Here is a 19190-nt window from a genome sequence, read left to right on the forward strand (position 1 = left end):
GTGGAGATCGTCACCGCCGTCGCCTTCCCCGAGGTCCACGACGCCTACCTGCGGGACCACCCGGTGGAGCGGGCCCACGAGGCGAACAGCAACATGTACGGCGAGGAGAACCTCGAACGTGCCGACCGCATCCCCGGCGGCTGGTGGCGGATCCGGCTCTCCCGGGCGGACGTCCTGGGCGTCGTGCTGCCCTGGCACCTCAGCGAGGGCGGGGAGCTCGAAACGGTGCCGCGCTCCGGGCTGACGGTGGCCGAGGCGGCCGAGCGGGTCCGCGCCGGCGGAGCCGCCTGGGCCGTCGCCAACCCGGTCTGCGCGGCCAAGCTGCGGCTGCTGCGGTGGGCACCGTTCACGCCCGTCTTCCTCAGCACCGCGCCCGTCGACCACTCCGACTACGGGGACCTCGCGGTCCGGTCCGGGCTGATCCACCTCGACGGCCTGCACCGCATGATGGCTTGGGAGTTGGCCGGACGGCTGCCCGAGCGGGCGCTGCTCGACGGATACCTGGTGGGCGACCCGGGGGTGGTCGCCGGGCCGGCCCGGGCGGGCCGGACGGGCCGGACGGGGGGCGAGTCGGCGTGACCCCCGCGACGCAGCACCTCCGCTCCGCGTCCCGCGGCCACGCGGCCGACCCCGTCCGCGGTGCCCGCTCGCTGCCCGAACTTCTCGCGCACCTCGCCCGGGCCCACCCCGACCGGCCCGCCCTGGGCGACGGGGTCCGCAGCTTCGACTACCGCACGGTCGACGCCGCGGCCGGCCGGATCGCCGCCCGGCTGGCCGCCGCCGGCACCGGCCGGGGCGACCGGGTCGCCCTGGTCGGGCCCCGGGACGCCCGGATGCTGGTGCTGCTGTACGGGGTGCTGCGCTCGGGCGCGGCGGCCGTGCTGGCCGATCCGGACTGGTCGGCGGCCGACCTGGCCCGGCGGCTGGCGTCCGTGCGGGTGGCCCGGGTACTGGCCACCGAGGGCGGGCTCGGCGGGGAGGTGGTGGACGTCGGGGCCGGGCGGACGCCGGGCGCCGAGCACGCCGAGGCGCCCGGCACCGGGACCGGGCAGACGCCGGGCACCGGCGTCGGGGTCGCGCCGGCCGTCGAGGCGCTGCCGGGGCCGCGGTCGGCGACCGTCGAGGTACGGGGCGAGGACCTCGCCTACCTCTCCTTCACCTCCGGGTCGAGCGGCGAGCCCAAGGCGGTGGCCGTCACCCACGCCAACGCCGTGCACTACGCCCGGGAGCTGGCCGGGCGGCTCGGCCTCACCGAGGCCGACGCCCCGTGCGCCGCGCACGTCACCACCCTGGCCGCCGACCTCGGCCACACCGCCTGGCTGCTCGCCCTGGCCACCGGCGGCTCGGTGCACCTCGTGCCGGACCGCGAGGTGCGCGACCCGGAGGCGTTCTGGGCCTCGCTGCGCCGGGCCCGGGTGGACGTGCTGAAGACCACCCCCTCGCACCTGACCGCCCTGCTGGAGGGCCGCCCGGCCGACTCCCCGCCGCTGCACACCGTGCTGCTCGGCGGCGAGCCGCTGCCCCGTCCGCTGGCCGCCGCCCTGCTCGACCGCGGCACCACCGCGCGGCTGGCCAACCACTACGGCCCGACCGAGACCACCGTCGGCGCCACCTGCCTGCTCGTCACCTCCGCCGGCCAACTGCCCGCCGAGGAGCCGACCGTACCGATCGGCACCGGGATCGGCGAGGTGCTGCTGACCGTGGTGGACGGCGCCGGCCGGGCGGTACCGGACGGCACGGTCGGCGAACTGCTCATCGGGGGCCGGGGCGTGACCGCGGGCTACTACGGCCGGCCGGCCGAGACCGCGCGCGGCTTCGTCCGGCACGACGGCCGACTCGTCTACCGCACCGGGGACCTGTGCCGCCGGCGGGCGGACGGCGACCTGGTCTTCCTGGGCCGGGTGGACCGCCAGGTGAAGGTCCGCGGCTACCGGGTGGACCTCGCCGAGGTCGAGCGGGCGATGGACGGCCACCCCGGCGTCGCCCGCTCGGCGGCGCTGCTGCGGGAGACCGCACTCGGCAACCAACTGATCGGCGTCGTCCGGCTGTTGGGTGGAGCCGGTGACTCGGAGGGGCCGACGGGGGCAACAGGGCCGGCGGAGTCGGCGGGGTCGGCGGTGGAGGAGATGCTGGAGGACCTGCGCGCGCACCTGCGGGACCGGCTGCCCGGCTACTCCGTGCCGCAGCCGATCCTGGTACTGCCGCAGTTCCCGGTCGGGCCGAACGGCAAGCTCGACCGGCAGCGGCTGGCCGAGCTGGCGGCCGAACTGGTCGAGGCCCGGGCGGAGTCCAGCGGCACCGCCGGGAGCGGCCCGGCCGGGGAGATCGCCCGGTTCTGGGCGGGCGCCCTCGGCCTGCCCGCGGTCGGTCCGCGCGCCGACGTGCTCGCCCTCGGCGGGGACTCCATCCTCGCCATGCGCACCATCGCCTTCCTGCGGCGCTCCGGCCTGCGGGTCGCCTACGAGGACTTCTACCGGCACCCGACGGCCGAGGGCCTGGCAGCGGCCGCGGTCCCGGCCGCGCCGTCCGTCCCCGCCCCGCGCGGTGACGCCGGCGGCTACCGACTCGCCCCGGCGCAGCGCTGGTTGTACCGGCAGGGGTCGCTGCGGGAGCCGCGGCACTGGAACCAGTCCGTGCTGCTGCGCTGCCGCACCGCCGTCGACCCGGAGGCGCTCTCGGCGGCCGTCGCGGCCGTCCTGGAGCGGCACCCGGCGCTGCGCCGCCCGGTCACCCCCGACGGCTGCGGCGAGCTCCGGGAGGTGGCCGGCCTCGACCCGGTCTCCTGTTCCCGGATCCCGCGCGCGGCCGGGGAGATCGCCGACACGGTCGCCGGAGTCTGCACCGAACTCCACCGCAGCCTCGACCCGGCGGCCGGCCGGCTGCTGCGCGCCCACCTGTTCACCGGTCCGCCCGGCACCGACGACCGGCTCGCGCTGATCGCGCACCACCTGGTGGTCGACGGGCTGTCCTGGCGGATCCTGCTGGACGACCTGGCGCACGCGTACCGGGCGGTGCTCGACCGGAAGCCGGCCGATCTGCCGCCGACGGCGGACTTCTACGCCTGGGCGGCGGCCGCGTCGCCCGCTGTCGAGCCGGCCGCCGGGGAGGCCGGGGAACCCGCGGTCGGGGAGCCCGCCGTCGGGGCGGGCGCCGTCGGAGAACCTGCCGTCGCAGAGGCCGGGGAGCCCGGCGCGCTCAGCTGGGCGCTCGACCCGGCGGCCACCGCCCGGCTGATCGCCCGGCACGGCGCCGGGTCCGGGCTGGAGGCCGTGCTGCTGGCCGCCTTCGCCGGGGCCGTCACCGGCGACAGCGGCCGCCCCCGGCTCGCGGTGGAGGTCGAGACCCACGGCCGGGACGCGGTCGGCGACGAGGGCGAATTCCTGGACACCGTCGGCTGGTTCACCGCGGTCAAGCACGTCGCGCTGGACGCCGGGGCCACCCCGGACGCCGTGGCGCGGCGGCTGCGCGAGGCACCCGTCCGGCCGATGGACGCGCCCGGCGGGCGGCCCGCCGTCGGCTTCAACTTCCTCGGCACCTTCCGGCTGCCCGAGGAACCCGCGCTGGACTGGACGGTCGCCGCCGAACAGGCCGGGACGGCCCGCTGTACCGGGGGCGACCCGCTGTACGAACTGCGCCTCACCGCACGGGTGGTGGAGCAGCGGCTGGTCGCCGACCTGGTGTACGGGCAGCCCGGCCTGCCGCACTCCGCCGCCGAGCGGATCACCGGGTGGTTCGCCCGGGTGGTGGCGGCCGAGGCGCGGGCCCCGGAGGCCGCACCGGTCGTCCGGGCGCCGCTGTCCACCTCCGGCCAGCTGCTGCACCCCGGCGTCGCCCCGGCGGCCCGGGCGAGGGTGCGCGAACCCGCCCGGGTGCTGCTCACCGGCGCCACCGGCTACCTCGGGCGGCACCTGCTGGAGGCCTTCCTCCGCCGTGGAGCCGAGGTCACCTGCCTGGTGCGGGCCGCGGACGACGCCGAGGCGCTGAAGCGGCTCGGTTCCGGGGCGGCCGGCCCCGTCCGCGCGCTCGCCGGGGACATCGACCGGGACGGCCTCGGCCTTTCCCCGGCCGGGCTGGAACTCGCCCGGGGCGCCCACCTGGTGGTGCACGCGGCGGCGGACGTCCGGCTGGTGGCCTCGCCCGACGAGCTGGAGCGCACCAACCACACGGCGGTGCGGCGGCTGCTCGACTGGGTCGGGGAGAACGCGCCGGACGCCCGGCTCCACCACGTCTCCACGCTCGCCGTCTCCGGCGGCGTCGACGGCCCGCCGCGCCGCTTCAGCGAGGCGGACCTGGAGATCGGCCAGTACTTCCGCACCCCGTACGAGCGGACCAAGTACCGGGCCGAGCAGGCCGTCCGGGCCTGGGCCGCCCGCGGGCACACCGCCCACCTGCATCGCAGCGGCCACATCGCGGCGCACAGCCGGACCGGCGCGTTCCAGGCCAACGCCGGCGACAACCGGATCTACCAACTGATCCGCGGCTACCTGCTGGCCGGCGCCGCGCCGAGCCGGCCGGACACCGCGTTCGCGTTCTCGTACGTGGACACGGTGGCCGCCGGGATCGCCGCGATCGCCCTCGACCCGTACACCGCGCCCGGCGCGTACCACGTGGAGACGCCGCACGCCGTCCCGCACGACGAGCTGGTGCGGTGGCTGGCCGGGCACGGCCACTCCGTGCGGCTCACCGACGAGGAGGGCTTCGCGGCCGCCCTGGCCCGGGCCGAGCGCCGCCACCCGACGGCCGCCCGGGTGGCCGCCGCGTGGGCGGCGCAGGAGGAGCGCCGGGTGCTGGTGGACAGCGCGTACACCACCGCGGTGCTCGACCGGCTGGGTGTGCGCTTCGCCGCGCCGACCCCGCAGTGGTGGTCGGCCGCGCTCACCTGGGCCGCCGAGGCCGGTTACCTGCCGGGCGCCGGCCCGATCCCACCCACCCGTGAAGACATCCGTGACGACACCCGTGACGACATCCGTGACGAACGTCGCGACCGACGTCGTGACGACATCCGTGAAGGCAGGACCAACCCGTGAAGGCAGGCCCCGTGTCCCAGCTCTCCCCGGCGCTCAAGCAGGCCACCCCGGTCGTCGCCGTACGCGGCGAAGGCCTCCACCTCTACGACGCCGCCGGCCGCAGCTACCTCGACTTCACCTCCGGAGTGGGGGTGACCAGCACCGGCCACTGTCACCCGAAGGTGGTCGAGGCCGTCCGGGAGCAGACCGGCCGGCTGATCCACGGGCAGTACACCACCGTGCTGCACGACCAGCTCCTCACGCTCACCGAGCGGCTCGGCGAGGTGCTGCCGCCCGGCCTGGACTCGCTGTTCTACGCCACCGCCGGCACCGAGGCGGTGGAGGCCGCGCTGCGGCTCGCCCGGCACGCCACCGGACGGCAGAACGTGATCGTCTTCGAGGGCTCCTTCCACGGCCGGACCATGGGCGCGGCCTCGCTGACCACGGCCGGCACCCGGTTCCGGGCCGGTATCGGCCCGCTGATGCCCGGGGTCGCGGTGGCGCCCTTCCCGGCCGCGTTCCGGCTGGGCCTGTCCGAGGACGAGGCCGTGGCGCACGCCCTGCGCGGACTGGACGAGGTGCTCGCCACCGTCTCCGCGCCCGCCGAGACGGCCGCCGTGTTCGTCGAGCCGGTGCTCGGCGAGGGCGGCTACGTCCCGGCCCCGCCCGGCTTCCTGGCCGGGCTGCGCGAGCGGGCCGACCGGCACGGCTTCCTGCTGGTGGTGGACGAGGTGCAGACCGGCTTCGGGCGTACCGGCCGGTTCTGGGCCCACGAGCACGAGAGCGTCCACCCGGGCGGGGCCGGCGTCCGTCCCGACGTCCTGATCACCGCCAAGGGGCTGGCCAGCGGCTTCCCGCTGTCCGCGATCGCCGCGCCCACCGAGCTGATGGGGCGCGCCTGGCCGGGCTCGCAGGGCGGCACCTACGGCGGCAACCCGGTGGCCTGCGCCGCCGCGCTGGCGACCCTGGACGTGCTGCGCGAGGAGCGGCTGGTCGAGAACGCGGCCGAGCAGGGCGTCCGGCTGCTGGCCGGGCTGCGGGCGGTGGCCGCCGGGACGCCCGGGATCGCCGACGTCCGCGGGCTCGGGCTGATGGCCGCCAGCGAGTTCTGCCGTCCCGACGGCACGCCGGACCCGGAGGCGGCCCGGCGCGCCCAGCAGGCCGCGGCCGAGCACGGGCTGCTGCTGTTGCTGTGCGGGATCCACCTCAACGTGGTCCGGATGATCCCCGCGCTGGTCGTCACGGCCGAACAGATCGACGAGGGCCTGGAGTTGTGGGCGAAGGCCGTTGCGGCCGGCGACCGGTAGGGAGGAGAGGACATGGATGCGGTGACCGAAATCGGCTGGAGCAGCCTGGAGTTGGACGCCCGGCGGGAGCTCTGGTCGCTCCCGCTGGGGGAGCAGGACCGGCGGCTGCTCTGGGCCGACGCGCGGGCCGGGCGGTGGGACGCGGCCGGGGAGGTGCGGGCCCGGCTGCGGGAGTTCGTCCGGAACGCCGCCGACTCGGTCGGCATCACCCATGTGAGCGGCCTGGTGGACCCGGCCCACCCGGAGCAGGAGATCACCGAGGTGCTCTCCTTCCTGCTGCGGGACTTCGGCCGGATCGTCCCGCAGAACGGGCGCGGCGACCTCACCTCGGTGCTGCACGACCAGGACGGTGACGGCAACACCGAACTCGGCTTCCACTGCGACACCTGCGACCTGCTGGTCCTGCTGTGCCTGCGGCCCGCCTTCGACGGCGGCGGGCTGACCAAGCTGGCGAGCGCCCGGCACGTGCACGACCTGATCCAGCGGGAGCGGCCCGACGCGCTGGCCACGCTCCGCGAGGAGTGGACCTTCGAGCGCAGCGGCCGGGCCGGCCCGCAGGTGGTGGTCACCCCCATCCTGTACGACCGCAAGGACGGGACGGTCGGCTGCTACTACCAGACCCGCACCGTCCGTTCCTCGCCCGACCGCGGCGGGCCGGAACTGACGGACCATCAGTGGGAGGCGCTTGGCGTGCTGGACGAGGTGCTCTACCGGCCGGAGATCGCCTTCGGGCTGCCGATGGCCGCCGGGGACCTGCTGATCATCCGCAACAGCCGGGTGCTGCACGGGCGTTCGCCGTTCGTCGACGAGCCCGGGCCGTACTCCCGGCGGATGCTGCGGGTCTGGGTGAACGAGGGGGAGGAGTGGGCGCCGTGAACAGCGGAGGAGATCCCGGTGCGGTGACCGCACCGCACGGACGGGTGGCGATCGTCACCGGCGGGGGCAGCGGCCTGGGCCGGGCCTCGGCGCTGGCCCTGCTGGCGGCCGGCTGGACCGTGGTCGTCGCCGGGCGCCGCAAGGACGCGCTGGAGGGGACCGCGGCCCTGGCCGGCCCGGCCGCCGACCGGGTGCTGCCCGTCCCGACCGACATCCGCAGCCCCGAGGAGGTCGCCCGGCTCTTCGACACCGTCCTCGACCGGTACGGCCGACTGGACCTGCTGTTCAACAACGCGGGCGCCGCCGCCCCGCGCCGGCCGATCGCCGAGACCCCGTTCGAGGACTGGAACCGGGTGCTGGACACCATCGTCACCGGCGGATTCCTCTGCGCCCGCGAGGCCTTCCGGGTGATGAGCACCCAGTCCCCGCAGGGCGGACGGATCATCAACAACGGCGCGCCCTCGGCCTACGTGCCGCGCCCCAACTCGATCGCGTACACCGCCGCCAAGCACGCCGTCCTCGGCCTCACCAAGGTGCTCGCCCTGGACGGCCGGCCGTACGGCATCTCCTGCGGGCAGATCGACGTCGGCAACGTCACCCCGGTGGACGGCGGTCCGCAGCCGGCCGCGATGCAGGCCGACCGGACCATGGCCGTCGAGGCGACCATCCCGGTGGACCGCTTCACCGAGGCGCTGGTGCTGATGGCCTCGCAGCCGCCGGACACCACCATCCAGTCCCTGGTGGTGCTGCCGACCACCATGCCGTTCGTCGGGCGGGGTTGAGCCGTGCTGGTCAGTGCACGCTCCTTCGCGGAGTACCGGGCGATGTTCGCGCTGGGGGACCAGGACCTGGAGCAGCGCATCCTGGACTGCCCGGCCGGCGCGGCGAGCTTCGTCGCCGAGGCCGGGCGGCGCGGTGTCGACGCCGTCGCCGTCGACCTCCAGTACGCCGAGCACCGCGAGGAGCTGGGCCTGCTGGTGGAGCGGGAGACGGCGTTCAAACGCGAGCTGCTGGTGAAGGAGACCGAGGGCTGGGACCGGTCCTGGTACGCCGACGCGGACGACATGATCGGCCAGTGGACCGCCAACGCCCGTACCTTCCGCGCCGACATCGCAGCCCGACCCGAGCGCTACGTGGCCGGCTCGCTGCCCGAACTCCCCTTCGCCGACGACTCCTTCGACCTCGTGCTCAGCTCGCACCTGCTGTTCTCCTACGGCAACCGGCTGGACGAGGACTTCCACCGGGCGGCCCTGCTGGAACTCGCCCGGGTGGCGCGCCGGGAGGTCCGGATCTTCCCGCTCGTGGTGTACGACACGGGAGTCCGCTACCAGGGGCTGGACCGGCTGCGCGGGGAACTGGCCGAACTCGGCGTCCCGAGCCGGGTGGAGCAGGTGTCCTACGAGTACCGGCCCGGGGGGAACGAGTTGCTGGTGCTCTCCACCGCCGCCCACCGGCCGTCGGCCCGGACCGCACCGGGCGTGTCGGGCGCGTCGGGCGCACGGGGCGCGGCGGAGGCCGTGGACCCGGTGCGGTGGCGGCACCGGGAGCCGGGGGCCTGAGCGGCCGGCCGGTCGAGGGCCGGACGACGGGAACCGGGGTGGGCGCGGCGGCGTTGCCGCGCCCACCCCGGTGGTCCCGCGGGGCGGTCAGTTGACGAAGACCGCCGGGCCGCCCGCCTGGCTGGTGTCGGCCACCGGGCCGTACGTCGCGGAGAAGTAGCCGTCGGCCGGGCAGAGCGTCGAGCCGCCGCTCTTGGCGAAGTGCTCGGTGCGGAAGGCCAGGCTGTGCGCGGCGTTGTCGGCGTTGCCGGTGAAGGCGCCGCTCAGCTGGTAGGAACAGGTGATGGTGCCGAACCAGGTGTCCAGGACGGCGGTGGCCTGGATCGTCCCGGCGGACCCGCCGGTGAGGGTGACCGGCAGTCCGGGCGCGTCGGAGACGGTGACGCCGTACGGCAGGTTGCCGACCGTCAGGCTGCGCACCGAGGTGACCCCGGTGACATTGGCGGTGCACGAGCCGAAGGTCAGCCCGGTCAGCGAGGCGGTCGCGCTGCCCGGCGCCGCCGGGTTGCCCAGCACCGAGGCCGAGAGCTGCGACGTGGCGCAGGTGACGCCGGTGGTGCTGGTCGCGGTCGAGTAGAAGGTGGCCTTGGTGCCGGTGGCGAGCGGCGCGGCGAGCGCGTCGCCCACGGCGACGGCGGTACCGCCCGCGCTCCCGGTGGTGAGCACCGGACCGGCGGCGAGGGGCTGCGGTGACGCGGAGGCGGGGGCGGCGGCCAGTGCGCCGGCCGCGCAGACGGCGGCGGCGGTGACGGCGAGGTGACGGCTGAAGCGCATGGGAAAACCTCTTCCTCGGTGAGGGGCGAGAAGACGTCCTCTCGCGGCTCCCGAGCGGTGGGGACCGGGGAGCGCGCGGCGTTTCCGGTTTCCCTACGGTCCAGCCGTGTCCGTGCGCCGTCAAGGCGATGGGACGAACTTGCTGACTTTTCGTCAATAAACCCCAACTCGCCGTCTCCGGAGCCAGGTTGAACGCCTACTCACCGACCCGACCCCGCCGCCCCGAGGGGCCGGAGCACCCGGCGGCCCCGCGGCCTGCGAGAATTCCGGCATGGCTGAGCACGACAGCGACCACGGCTACCTCCTGGACAACCGCCAGTCGGAGGCGGGCATCCGCTTCCGCGCCCTCGCCGAGCTGTTCGACCCGGTGACCTTCCGGCACGTCGACGCCCTCGGAATCGGCCCCGGCATGCGCTGCTGGGAGGTCGGCGCGGGCGGCCCCTCGGTGCCGCTCGGGCTCGCCGAACGCGTCGGCCCGACCGGCACGGTGGTCGCCACCGACATCGACGTCTCCTGGACCGCCCCCGCCGCCGGCGGCGTGATCGAGGTGCTGCGCCACGACGTGGCCGCCGACCCGCCGCCGCCCGGCGGCTTCGACCTGGTGCACGCCCGGCTGGTCCTGGTGCACGTCGCCGACCGCGCCGAGGCCCTGCGCCGGATGGTCCGGGCGCTGCGCCCCGGCGGCCGGCTGCTCCTGGAGGACGCCGACCCGGCCCTCCAACCGCTGCTCTGCCCGGACGAGTCCGGGCCCGACGAGCGCCTCGCCAACCGGCTGCGGTCGGGCTTCCGCACCCTGATGGCCGGGCGCGGCGCCGACCTCGCGTACGGGCGGACACTGCCCCGGGCGCTGCGCGAGGCCGGCCTCGTCGACGTCCAGGCCGACGCCTACTTCCCGATCACCTCGCCGGCCTGCGCGGTCCTGGAGGACGCGACGGTCCGGCAGATCCGCGGGCTGCTGGTGCGGGAAGGGCTCGCGACGGACGAGGAGATCGACCGCCACCTGGCCAACGTCGCCGGCGGCCGGCTCGACCTGGCCACCGCCCCGATGATCTCCGCCTGGGCGCGCCGGCCGTGACGTGGGTGGTCGGCCCCGGCCCCGGCCGCGCGCTCCGCGCCCGGGCGCGGCAACATCCGTTCCTGTAGCGGCGGTTCGGCCCTGTTCACCTCCGCGTCGACCGGGTTTCCCGAGGGGAGGGTGCACTGGAACGGCGGCTCCGGAAGGTTCCGGCGGTGCGGTCCCGCCGGTCGCCGTCCGCCATCCGCAGGGGAGGTGGCGGGCGGCGACCGCCCGGTGCGGACTCACCGGTCATGATGCGACCTCCGGCCGAGCCCCGACTCCCGACGGCGGACCGGAATCCGGCGGCGGACCGCCGCCCGGCCGGGCCGTCCACACGGACGGCGAACTGCTGCGCTGCATCGCGCGCGGCGAGCGGCCGATCGAGTCCTGGACGCCGATCGCGCTGGACGCCCCCTGCCGGGCCGTGGACACCACCCGGGGCTGGAACCCGCTCCTGGAGCGGATCACGGCCTTCGCCACCGGCGCCGCCGAGGATCCCTCCGGCCGCGCGGGGAACCGGGGGCCGTCCTCGGTCTAACCTCGACGGTATGGACGCGTTCGAACACCCGGGCGTACGGGCCGCCGTGCCACCGGGGGAGGGGCTGGAAGCCCTGGTAGGGCTGCTGGAGCGGCGTGGCACGGTGGTGCTCAGCGGGGCGGGCCTGTCCACCGAGTCCGGGATCCCCGACTACCGCGGCGCCACCGGCCGCCGCCGCAGCGGCACCCCGATGACGTACCAGGAATTCACCGGCAGCGCCGACGCCCGGCGCCGCTACTGGGCCCGCAGCCACACCGGCTGGCCCGCGATCGCCGGGGCCCGGCCCAACGCCGGACACCACGCGGTGGAACGGCTGCGCCGGGCCGGGCACGTCGCGGCGGTCATCACCCAGAACGTGGACGGTCTCCACCACGCGGCCGGCACCCGGGAGGCCGTCGAGCTGCACGGCGGACTCCGCCGGGTGGTCTGTCTCGACTGTCGCCGCACCAGCACCCGGGCCGAGCTGGACCGGCGGCTGGAGGAGCTCAACCACGGCTTCCGGCCGATCGGGGCGGAGCTGCGGCCCGACGGCGACGCGCAGCTGCCGCAGCCCGTGGTGGACGGCTTCCGGGTCGCCGCCTGCACGGACTGCGGCGGCGTGCTCAAACCCGACGTGGTCTTCTTCGGCGAGAACGTCCCGCTGCCCCGGGTCGAGCACTGCTTCGAACTGGTCGACGCGGCCAGTTCGCTGGTGGTCCTCGGCTCCTCGCTGGCGGTCCTGTCCGGGCTGCGCTTCGTGCGCCGCGCCGCCCGGTCGCGGCTGCCGGTCGCGATCGTCAACCAGGGGCCGACGCGCGGCGACGAACTCGCCGCGCTCCGGCTCGACCTGCCGCTGGGACCGGCCATGACGGAGGTCGCCCGGCTGCTCGACGCGGCCTGACGGGCCTGTTCGGGCAGTGAGCGGCCCGAACGGCGCCCTGAACGGCCTGTTCGCAGCCCTGGTGGGCCCGGCCCGGCTCGGCCCGGCTCAGCGCACCGGGCCGGGCCCACCGAGGCAGGTGCGCTCAGCCGGCCGGCAGGGCGGGCCGGCCCGGTACCCACAGCGGCACCCGGCCGCCGCGCGGCATGGAACGCGCCGCGTCCTGCTCCAGCCACCCGCCGACCCGTTCCGGATCGCCCTCGCACAGCTCCACCAGCGCGGCCGCGGCGATCCGGGTGCAGCACAGCACCAGCGCCAGGGTGTCCTGGCGGCGGTGCCGCTCCCGTACGTACGCCTCGCCGCGCTCCTCGATCCGGCGGGCGTGGCACGGCCCGTCCTCGGAGGTCAGCGCCTGCACGCCGTGCCACACCAGGGTCAGCGCACAGGGCTCGGCCGGGTGCGAGGAGCCCTCGCGCTGCGCCTGTTCACGAGCCTCCGCCGAGCGCTGCCCCAGCCATTCCAGCGCCGCCGGCCCGTCCTCCCGGCAGGAGCGCAGCACCAGCTCCGCGGCCCGGGCCACCAGGGCCCGCAGGAGCGCCGGCGCGGGCACCCGCAGCCCGGACGCGGGTCCGTCGCCGAACGCCAGCCAGGCGTCGGCGAACGAGGCCGCCCGCAGTCCGCCCATCCAGGCCGGTTCCCCGGCCTCCGTACTCAGCCAGTCCTGTGCCCCCAGCCGCACCAGCCCCACGGCCGTCAGGCGCGCCGCGTCCCCGTCCAGCTCCCGCAGCCATCCACTCCGCACCAGTACCCACCCCCGTCAGCGGTTCATCCCCGTGAGGCCTCATCCCACCACACCAGGACGGGAACGAACTAGACAGGGGCACGTCACAATCTGGAAGCGAGCCCTCCGGGTAGTCCTGCGGGTAGCCCTCCGGTGGAGGCGGCCGGGAGCCGACCGGAGCGGGGCCGGGGCGACCGGCCGGGGCGCCGTGGTGCGGCCGTGGCGCGTTTCGCCCCCCGGGGTGTGGGCGTCGGTTGAGTTGGGCAGGGGCACGTCAGGACCCGGGCGGCTGTGCGGACGCCCGGTGCGTCGGGGCGGGCCGTTGCGGCCTGCCATCAATGTGGTGCGAGCCCGTCGATCGGAGCGAGGGCGTCCTCGACCGATCCCGCCGGGTCGACCACCGGACAGAGGACCCCGCGGACAGTGCGGGTGGCGTCCAGTACGAGGGTGAGCCGCTTGAGCCGGTCGACGCCCGCCGCCCGGACAGTGGGCAGGCGCAGCGCGGCGGTCGGCCGGATTTCGGCGTCGGAGAGCAGCGGGAAGGGGATGCGGGCGTGCTCGGCGAACGCGCAGAGCTGGTCCGGGCGTTGGGTGCTGGCGCCGTGGAGCCGGGCGTCGCGGGGTCGGTCGACTCGCCTGTGGCGGCTGGGAGTTCCGGCTCGGGCAGCCAGTGGCCGGTCGGGCCGGGCACGCGGCGGGCCGCTTCTCCGGCGCCCCGGCGGCGATCAGCGCCTTGAGGCGCTCGGTGAGGACGCGGCGGCTGATGCCCAGTCCGGTGCGGTGGACAGGTTGCGACAGAAGGGGTGGGCCCGATGGTGAAGGTGACGACGCGGACAGCGGTCGCGGCGGACCGGGGAGCGGAGCACGAGGCGCGACGCCGGACTTCGGCAGGAGTGTTCTGGCGCTACTGGACGGGATCGCTGGTCAGCCGGCTCGGGGACCAAGTGACCAGTGTCGCGCTGCCGTTGATCGCCGTGCTCACCCTGCACGCGACGGCCTGGCAGGTCGGCCTGATCGCCGGTGCCGGGTACCTGGGGTGGCTGCTGGTCGGGCTGCCTGCCGGCGTCCTGGTCCACCGGCTCCCGCTGCGCGGCACCCAGGTGGTGATGGACCTGGTGCGCGGGCTGGCCGTGGCCTCGGTTCCGGTGGCGGCTGCGCTGGGCGGACTCGGCCTGCCGCACCTGGTGGCGGTCGCGCTGCTGGTCGGGCTGGCGAGCGTGGTCTTCGACGTCGGAAACTCCACGTTCCTGCCCTCCATCGTCCCCAGGGAGGAGCTGACCGCCCGCAACAGCCTGCTCTCCGGCAGCAGCGCCGCGACCGAGCTGGCCGGCCCCTCGCTCGGCGGGGTGCTGGTCCAACTCGTCGGCGGCGCGGCCGCGATGGTGCTGGACGCGGTCAGCTACCTGGTCTCGGCGGCCCTGCTGCGCAGCCTGCCCCGCGCGGAACGGTCCGCCGTCGCCCGCCCGGCCGGCGCGGGGATGCGGGAACAGATCCGCGAGGGCTGGCACTTCGTCACCCGGCACCCGGTGATCGGGCCGTGCGCCGCCGACGCCACCGCGGTCAACTTCGTCGCCGGCGGGCTGATGACACTCACCCCGGTGTTCCTGGTCGACACCCTCGACGCGCCGGCCGCCGCCGTCGGCGCCCTGATGGCCACCGGCGGCCTGGGCAGCCTGATCGGCGCCGCCCTCACACCCCGGGTGGTCTCCCGGATCGGCAGCGGCGGCGCCCTGCGGAGGGCGGCGCTGATCGCCGCCCTCTTCACCTTCCTGCTCCCGGCGGCCGGCTCCGGCTGGGCGGCGCTCGTGTTCGCCGTCGGCAACGCGGGCTTCTCGGCGGGAGTGGTGGTCACCAGCATCGTCACCCGCACCCACCGGCAGACCCACACCCCGCCGGAGCTGCTCCCCAGGGTGATGGCCACCGTCCGGTTCGTCTCCTGGGGCGCCATCCCGGTCGGCGCGGTCCTGGCCGGGGCCGCCTCCACGGCCTGGGGCCCGCGCACGGCGCTGCTCCTGCTGGCGGTGTGCAGCCTGGCCGGCCCGGCGATCCTGCTGGCCGGTTCGATCCGCCGGGTGCGCGACCTCGCCTGACGCGGGCGACCGGCGTCTCCCGGGCCGCGCACGACTGTCGGACCGGTGGACGAGAATGGCACTATGTCGCCGGTACCGTCCACACCCGCCGTCTCCGCCCGCATGAGCCGACAGGCATCGCGGGACACCGCCCAGGAACTGGCCGTCCGCCGTCTGCTCCACGCCGGTGGGTACCGCTACCGTGTCCAGCGGCCGGTGCCGGGCATGCCTCGCCGTACGGTGGACATCCTCTTCCCGGGGCCGAAGGTGGCGGTCTTCCTCGACGGCTGTTTCTGGCACGGGTGCCCGCAGCACGCCACGCACCCCAAGAGCAACGCCGAATGGTGGCGGACCAAGCTGGGCCGCAACATCGAGCGCGACACCGAGACGACGGAGCATCTGCGGGACGAGGGCTGGACGGTGCTCCGCTTCTGGGAGCACGAGACGCCCGAGGATGTCGCGCTGCGTGTCGCCGAGACGGTGGACCACCAACGGAAGCGCCCCGCCCGGGCCGCCCCGCCCCGGCGGGGGCCTGACGGGTCGGAAGCGGCCGGATAGCCTGGGGCGCCATGATGCGTGTGTGGATGTTGCCGCTGCTGCTGGTGCTCGGCGGTGCGGCCGTCGCGAGCGGCCCGGCCCTCGACGGGAACGGTGGGGCGGCCGCCCTGTTCCTGGTGCCGTTCGTCGGGCTCGCGGCCGTGAACTCGCCGCTGGTCTTCCCGAAGTCGCCCGGTGCGGCGGAAGCGCAGCGCCGCAGCGCGGCCGACGGCCGGCCGGTGGTGTACTGGCGGCCGGGCTGCAAGTACTGCCTGCGGCTGCGCTTTCGGCTCGGCCGGTCGGCCCGGCGGCTGCACTGGGTCGACATCTGGAGCGACCCGGAGGCGGCGGCGGTCGTACGGGCGGCCAACGACGGCAACGAGACCGTGCCGACGGTCGTCGTGGACGGCCGGCCGCACACCAACCCCGACCCCGCGTGGGTGCGCGGACAGCTGTCCGCCACCTGAGCGGCGGCAGCGTCCCGCCGTACCCCGTCGACGCGGAGGGCGGTGCCACCGATCCGCTCGGTGGCACCGCCCCGGCAGGTGTCAGCCGACGGCGACTCCGTCGGCGCCCAGGCCGGCCGCGTTGCCGACGGCCTTCAGCGCATCCGTCGAGGAGGCGGCGCGGCACGCCATCTCCACGGCGTGGAAGCCGACTTCGGGCCCGACCCGGTCGGCGGGGCCGCCGGGTACGTCGCGGAAGACGGCGACCTCGCCCGGGAGCAGCTCCGAGCGGAGCAGGCTCGCCAGGCCGGCCCGGCCGCTCAGGCTCAGCTTGCGGTAGATGCGCGTCAGGTGCTGTTCCACCGTGCTGACGGTGATCCAGAGCTTGTCGCTGATCTCCCGGTTGCTGTCGCCCTCGGCCGCCAGTTTCGCCACCCGGAGCTCGGCCCGGCTCAGGCCGGTGAGCAGCGAGCCCACCGCCCCGCCCGGGGTGGTCACCGGGGGCGGTCCCAGCGGGAGCGCCGGCTCGTCGTCCTCGCACGGGCCGTCCTCGGCCGGGCGGCGGTCGCCGCAGTCCCCGAGCCCGGCGTCGGTGAGCGGGTCCGCGCCGTTGCGTGGCGTCCCGTCCGCGCGCGGTTCCTCGTCGGGCCCGAACCCGTCGCCGCCGGACCGCCCGTGTTCCACGGCCGGCGCGAATCCGGCCCGGATCCGCTGGGACCCCGCCTCCGCCCGGGCCGGTTCGGGCCGGTCGCCGGGCGTCCGCAGGCGGTCGACGGCCTCCTGCAGCAGGTCGGGCTTCTCCCGGCCCCCGTCGTGGTCGGCCAGGATCCGGAGCAGGGCGCCGCGGGTGCGGTCGTCCAGGGACGGTTCCCGCAGCTGACCGGCCGCCAGGTTCCGGGCGGCGACCGGGTCGCCGGCCTGGAAGGTGGCCTCGACCAGGCTGGCGGTCAGCGGGATCAGGGCGGGGATGTCCAGTTGCCAGACCCTGAGCCGGCGGGCGCAGGTCCGGAGGTCGTCGAGCGCCTCCGTGGTCCGACCGGCCGCCAGGGCGAGCCGGCCGCGGGCGTGCAGGTAGCGGATGCCCATCACGGTCTCGAACATGGCGCTCGGGACCTCCCGGCCGGCCTCCTTGGCGGCGTCGTCCGTCCGGCCCAGCGCGAGGTGGGCCTGGATGAGCACCGACAGCGGATAGCCGATCGACACCCCCCAGTTCTCCTCGCCCGCCAACGACAGGGCGTCCGAGGCGAGTTCGGCGGCGGCCTCGGGATCCCCGTCGCGCAGGCACACGTCGGCCCGGGCCGCCTTGAGCTGGGCCAGCCAGGTGGTCGCACCCCGACGGGTGGCGTGGCCGATCAGCTCGTCGCACCAGAGCAGGGCCCGGCCGGGCTGGTCCCCGTCGGCGAGGGCGAGGATCGCCGTGGTGATCGCTTCCAGCGGCATCCCGTCCACCCGGCAGGAGGACAGGACGCGTTCGGCGTGCGAGGCGCTCTCCGCGTCGCCGCCCCGGGCCCAGACCCGGGAGAAGACCCCGATCGCCTCCGCGGCCGCGGGCAGGCAGGCGCCCCCGACCCCGGTGCCGCAGAGTTCGTCGAGGTTCCAGGACCGGGTGAAGGACGGGCCGAAGAACCAGTGGAAGACGTGCAGGAGTTCGACGCCGTCCTCGTGCCCGAGGGTGAGGTGCGAGCGCTTCGCCTCCGCGAGGACGGTGGACACGGTGGTGAGGTCTCCTCGCCACAGCAGCGCCCGGATCAGTGCGACGACGTCCTTGCCGGTGAGCTTGCCCTCCACCAGGGCCTCGCGCAGCGCGCTGGTGTGCGGGGCGACCGCGCTGGGGTTGGTCTGCCAGGTGGAGTGGACGTACGTGCGCAGGGTGGCCAGGTGCTGGTCGTCGTTGGCCGCGGCCAGCGCCAGGTTGAGGTAGAGGTGCGCGGTCGAGGTCTTCCCCTCGGCCAGCTCCTGCTCCGCGGCGTCGGTGAGGATCGGCACGGTCCAGTCGCCGTCGGCCTCGCCCGCGGCGACGATCTGGGCGGCGATGACCGTGGTGGCCATGCCCAGGTCGCGCCGGAGCTTCGTCGCCCGGGTGTACAGCGTGGTCTGCTCGGTGCGCGAGAGCGAGGCCAGGACGGCGGCCGCGACGTTCGGGTGACGGAACTCGTCGCCGGCGGTCAGGCCGGCGTTGGTGAGGATCTCCAACGCGTGCCCGACGCACCGCTGGTCGAGGTCGAGCAGCCGGCCGAGCAGCGCCGGGGAGGCGTGCTCGCGCAGGACGGCCATGCCGCTGGCGACCGCGAGGATCTGCGGTTCCCAGCGGTAGAGGCAGGCCAGGACGGCCATTTCGAAGGACCGGCCGACGCGCGGCAGGTCGTCGGGCCGGGCCCGGTCGTGGGCGGCTTCGAGGTGGTTGTCCTCGATCAGGGCGTGGACCAGGATCGGGTTGCCCCCGCTCAGCCGGTGGACGGCCGGGGCGAGTTGCGGCGCGATCGCGTGGTCCGGGGTCCGCTCCAGGATGGTGCGGACGGTGTGTTCGGACATCGGCTTGAGCTGGACCCTGCTGTGCGGCGCGCGGGTCACCTCGGCGCGGAACAGCGGCAGCGTGGGCTGCGGCCGGTCCCACTCGTTGAGCACCATGAGCATGCGCTGGGGGCGCATGCGGCGCTGGAGGTAGAGCAGCGCCTGGAGCGAGGCGGTGTCCGCGAAGTGCACGTCGTCGATGCCGACCACCACGGACCGGCCCTCGCAGGCGCCCAGGAGGACGTTGCAGAGCCGGCGGATGGTCTCGTTCTCGACGGCCTGCGGCCGTTCGAACCGGTGGTCGGGGCTCAGGTGGTCGCCGAATGCCTCCGCGACCAGGGCGGATATTTCCGCGGCGAGTTCGTTCGGCAGTTCGGCGCAGCGCAGCAGCTGCTCGATGACCCCCATGGGGAGATCCCGTTCCGCCCGCGAACCGGTCGCCTGGAGGACCAGTGCTCCTTCTTTTGCCGCCAGCGCCGATAAATCGTGCAGAAGTTGGGTCTTACCACTTCCCAGGGTTCCGCTGACGAGGACCACCCGACCGTTCCCGCAGGACAGTCCCTCGAACAGGTCCAGTAAATACTCCAACGCTTCATGCTGTTCGGCTCGAATCAGCAAGAATGCCTCCGAGTTGTTGTGTAAAAGCCTTGCATCCACCGCAACGGAAAGGCTGACTCCCCCGTTTTGCCTTGAGCCTCCATGACGTTGCGTGATCACTCAGATGCACGGTGTACACAGCGCGAGGGGAACGCCGGCGGGACCGAGTGCCCGGGCTTGCATCTACTTTCACCCTAGGCGAACTTCAACGGCGACCGCTAGGGACTCCGTTCAGCGCCACACCGGTGACTTAAGTGTCGTGCGTGTAGCGTG

At 75.3% G+C, this 19190-nt stretch carries 14 protein-coding genes and 1 pseudogene; 11 read left to right on the forward strand and 4 right to left on the reverse strand.

The window, feature by feature from the left end; translation table 11 throughout:
• From ACFVUY_RS07685 to ACFVUY_RS07710, 6 genes are read left to right on the forward strand one after another with little or no spacing between them, the layout of a single operon-like run.
• Complete coding sequence (locus ACFVUY_RS07685) at positions 1-579, forward strand: DUF6309 family protein (RefSeq protein ID WP_387728083.1); 579 nt, start codon at positions 1-3, stop codon at positions 577-579.
• Entirely contained in the window at positions 576-5027 is a 4452-nt protein-coding gene (locus tag ACFVUY_RS07690; RefSeq protein WP_387728085.1) for an AMP-binding protein, read from the forward strand. Before ACFVUY_RS07685 ends, ACFVUY_RS07690 begins: the two co-directional genes overlap by 4 nt.
• A gap of 11 nt (positions 5028-5038) precedes the next feature.
• The gene (locus tag ACFVUY_RS07695; protein WP_387728224.1) at positions 5039-6313 is read left to right on the forward strand and encodes an aspartate aminotransferase family protein; all 1275 of its coding nucleotides are present in this window, start codon (positions 5039-5041) and stop codon (positions 6311-6313) included.
• 12 nt (positions 6314-6325) lie between these two features.
• Complete coding sequence (locus ACFVUY_RS07700) at positions 6326-7189, forward strand: TauD/TfdA family dioxygenase (RefSeq protein WP_387728087.1); 864 nt, start codon at positions 6326-6328, stop codon at positions 7187-7189.
• Positions 7190-7212: 23 nt separating this feature from the next.
• Positions 7213-7971, forward strand: a complete 759-nt coding sequence (locus ACFVUY_RS07705; RefSeq protein ID WP_380540500.1) for an SDR family oxidoreductase — start codon at positions 7213-7215, stop codon at positions 7969-7971.
• A 3-nt stretch (positions 7972-7974) separates the two neighbouring features.
• Positions 7975-8748, forward strand: coding sequence for a methyltransferase domain-containing protein (locus ACFVUY_RS07710; protein ID WP_387728090.1), 774 nt, complete (start codon positions 7975-7977; stop codon positions 8746-8748).
• Between the two features lie 87 nt (positions 8749-8835).
• On the opposite strand, the gene ACFVUY_RS07715 is transcribed toward ACFVUY_RS07710, so the two are convergent.
• Positions 8836-9522, reverse strand: a complete 687-nt coding sequence (locus ACFVUY_RS07715; protein ID WP_380630408.1) for a Tat pathway signal sequence domain protein — start codon at positions 9520-9522, stop codon at positions 8836-8838.
• Between the two features lie 271 nt (positions 9523-9793).
• Between ACFVUY_RS07715 and ACFVUY_RS07720 the strand changes: the two genes are divergently transcribed.
• A complete protein-coding gene (locus ACFVUY_RS07720) occupies positions 9794-10597 on the forward strand; it encodes a class I SAM-dependent methyltransferase (RefSeq protein ID WP_387728092.1) in 804 nt (267 codons plus the stop codon).
• A 530-nt stretch (positions 10598-11127) separates the two neighbouring features.
• Positions 11128-11997, forward strand: coding sequence for an NAD-dependent protein deacetylase (locus ACFVUY_RS07725; protein ID WP_387728094.1), 870 nt, complete (start codon positions 11128-11130; stop codon positions 11995-11997).
• A 124-nt stretch (positions 11998-12121) separates the two neighbouring features.
• Here the strand turns inward: ACFVUY_RS07725 and ACFVUY_RS07730 are convergent, their stop codons facing one another.
• A complete protein-coding gene (locus tag ACFVUY_RS07730; RefSeq protein ID WP_387695586.1) occupies positions 12122-12778 on the reverse strand; it encodes a hypothetical protein in 657 nt (218 codons plus the stop codon).
• Positions 12779-13092: 314 nt separating this feature from the next.
• A pseudogene (locus ACFVUY_RS07735) lies at positions 13093-13377 on the reverse strand (HxlR family transcriptional regulator); the annotation flags it as partial.
• Between the two features lie 192 nt (positions 13378-13569).
• Here ACFVUY_RS07735 and ACFVUY_RS07740 point away from each other — a divergent pair.
• The 3 genes from ACFVUY_RS07740 (at position 13570) to ACFVUY_RS07750 (ending at position 15830) form a co-directional block, all read left to right on the forward strand.
• Complete coding sequence (locus ACFVUY_RS07740) at positions 13570-14847, forward strand: MFS transporter (RefSeq protein WP_387728096.1); 1278 nt, start codon at positions 13570-13572, stop codon at positions 14845-14847.
• A 63-nt stretch (positions 14848-14910) separates the two neighbouring features.
• On the forward strand, positions 14911-15384 hold the full coding sequence (locus ACFVUY_RS07745) for a very short patch repair endonuclease (protein WP_387728098.1): 474 nt from the start codon (positions 14911-14913) through the stop codon (positions 15382-15384).
• An 11-nt stretch (positions 15385-15395) separates the two neighbouring features.
• Positions 15396-15830 (forward strand): glutaredoxin domain-containing protein, encoded by a 435-nt coding sequence (locus ACFVUY_RS07750; protein WP_387728100.1) that lies wholly within the window; start codon positions 15396-15398, stop codon positions 15828-15830.
• Positions 15831-15911: 81 nt separating this feature from the next.
• Here ACFVUY_RS07750 and ACFVUY_RS07755 read toward each other — a convergent pair whose 3' ends face one another.
• Positions 15912-18908 (reverse strand): AAA family ATPase, encoded by a 2997-nt coding sequence (locus ACFVUY_RS07755; protein WP_387728102.1) that lies wholly within the window; start codon positions 18906-18908, stop codon positions 15912-15914.
• Between the last annotated feature and the right edge of the window lie 282 nt (positions 18909-19190).

This window comes from Kitasatospora sp. NPDC058063 (genome assembly GCF_042885395.1).
GTDB lineage: Bacteria > Actinomycetota > Actinomycetes > Streptomycetales > Streptomycetaceae > Kitasatospora > Kitasatospora lactacystinica.

Excerpts from the sequence above, each read along its gene's own strand:
- ACFVUY_RS07750 (WP_387728100.1), top strand. The coding sequence starts at position 15,396 with ATGATGCGTGTGTGGATGTTGCCGCTGCTGCTGGTGCTCGGCGGTGCG.
- ACFVUY_RS07740 (WP_387728096.1), top strand. The coding sequence starts at position 13,570 with ATGGTGAAGGTGACGACGCGGACAGCGGTCGCGGCGGACCGGGGAGCG.
- ACFVUY_RS07700 (WP_387728087.1), top strand. The coding sequence starts at position 6,326 with ATGGATGCGGTGACCGAAATCGGCTGGAGCAGCCTGGAGTTGGACGCC.
- ACFVUY_RS07745 (WP_387728098.1), top strand. The coding sequence starts at position 14,911 with ATGTCGCCGGTACCGTCCACACCCGCCGTCTCCGCCCGCATGAGCCGA.
- ACFVUY_RS07715 (WP_380630408.1), bottom strand. The coding sequence starts at position 9,522 with ATGCGCTTCAGCCGTCACCTCGCCGTCACCGCCGCCGCCGTCTGCGCG.
- ACFVUY_RS07720 (WP_387728092.1), top strand. The coding sequence starts at position 9,794 with ATGGCTGAGCACGACAGCGACCACGGCTACCTCCTGGACAACCGCCAG.
- ACFVUY_RS07725 (WP_387728094.1), top strand. The coding sequence starts at position 11,128 with ATGGACGCGTTCGAACACCCGGGCGTACGGGCCGCCGTGCCACCGGGG.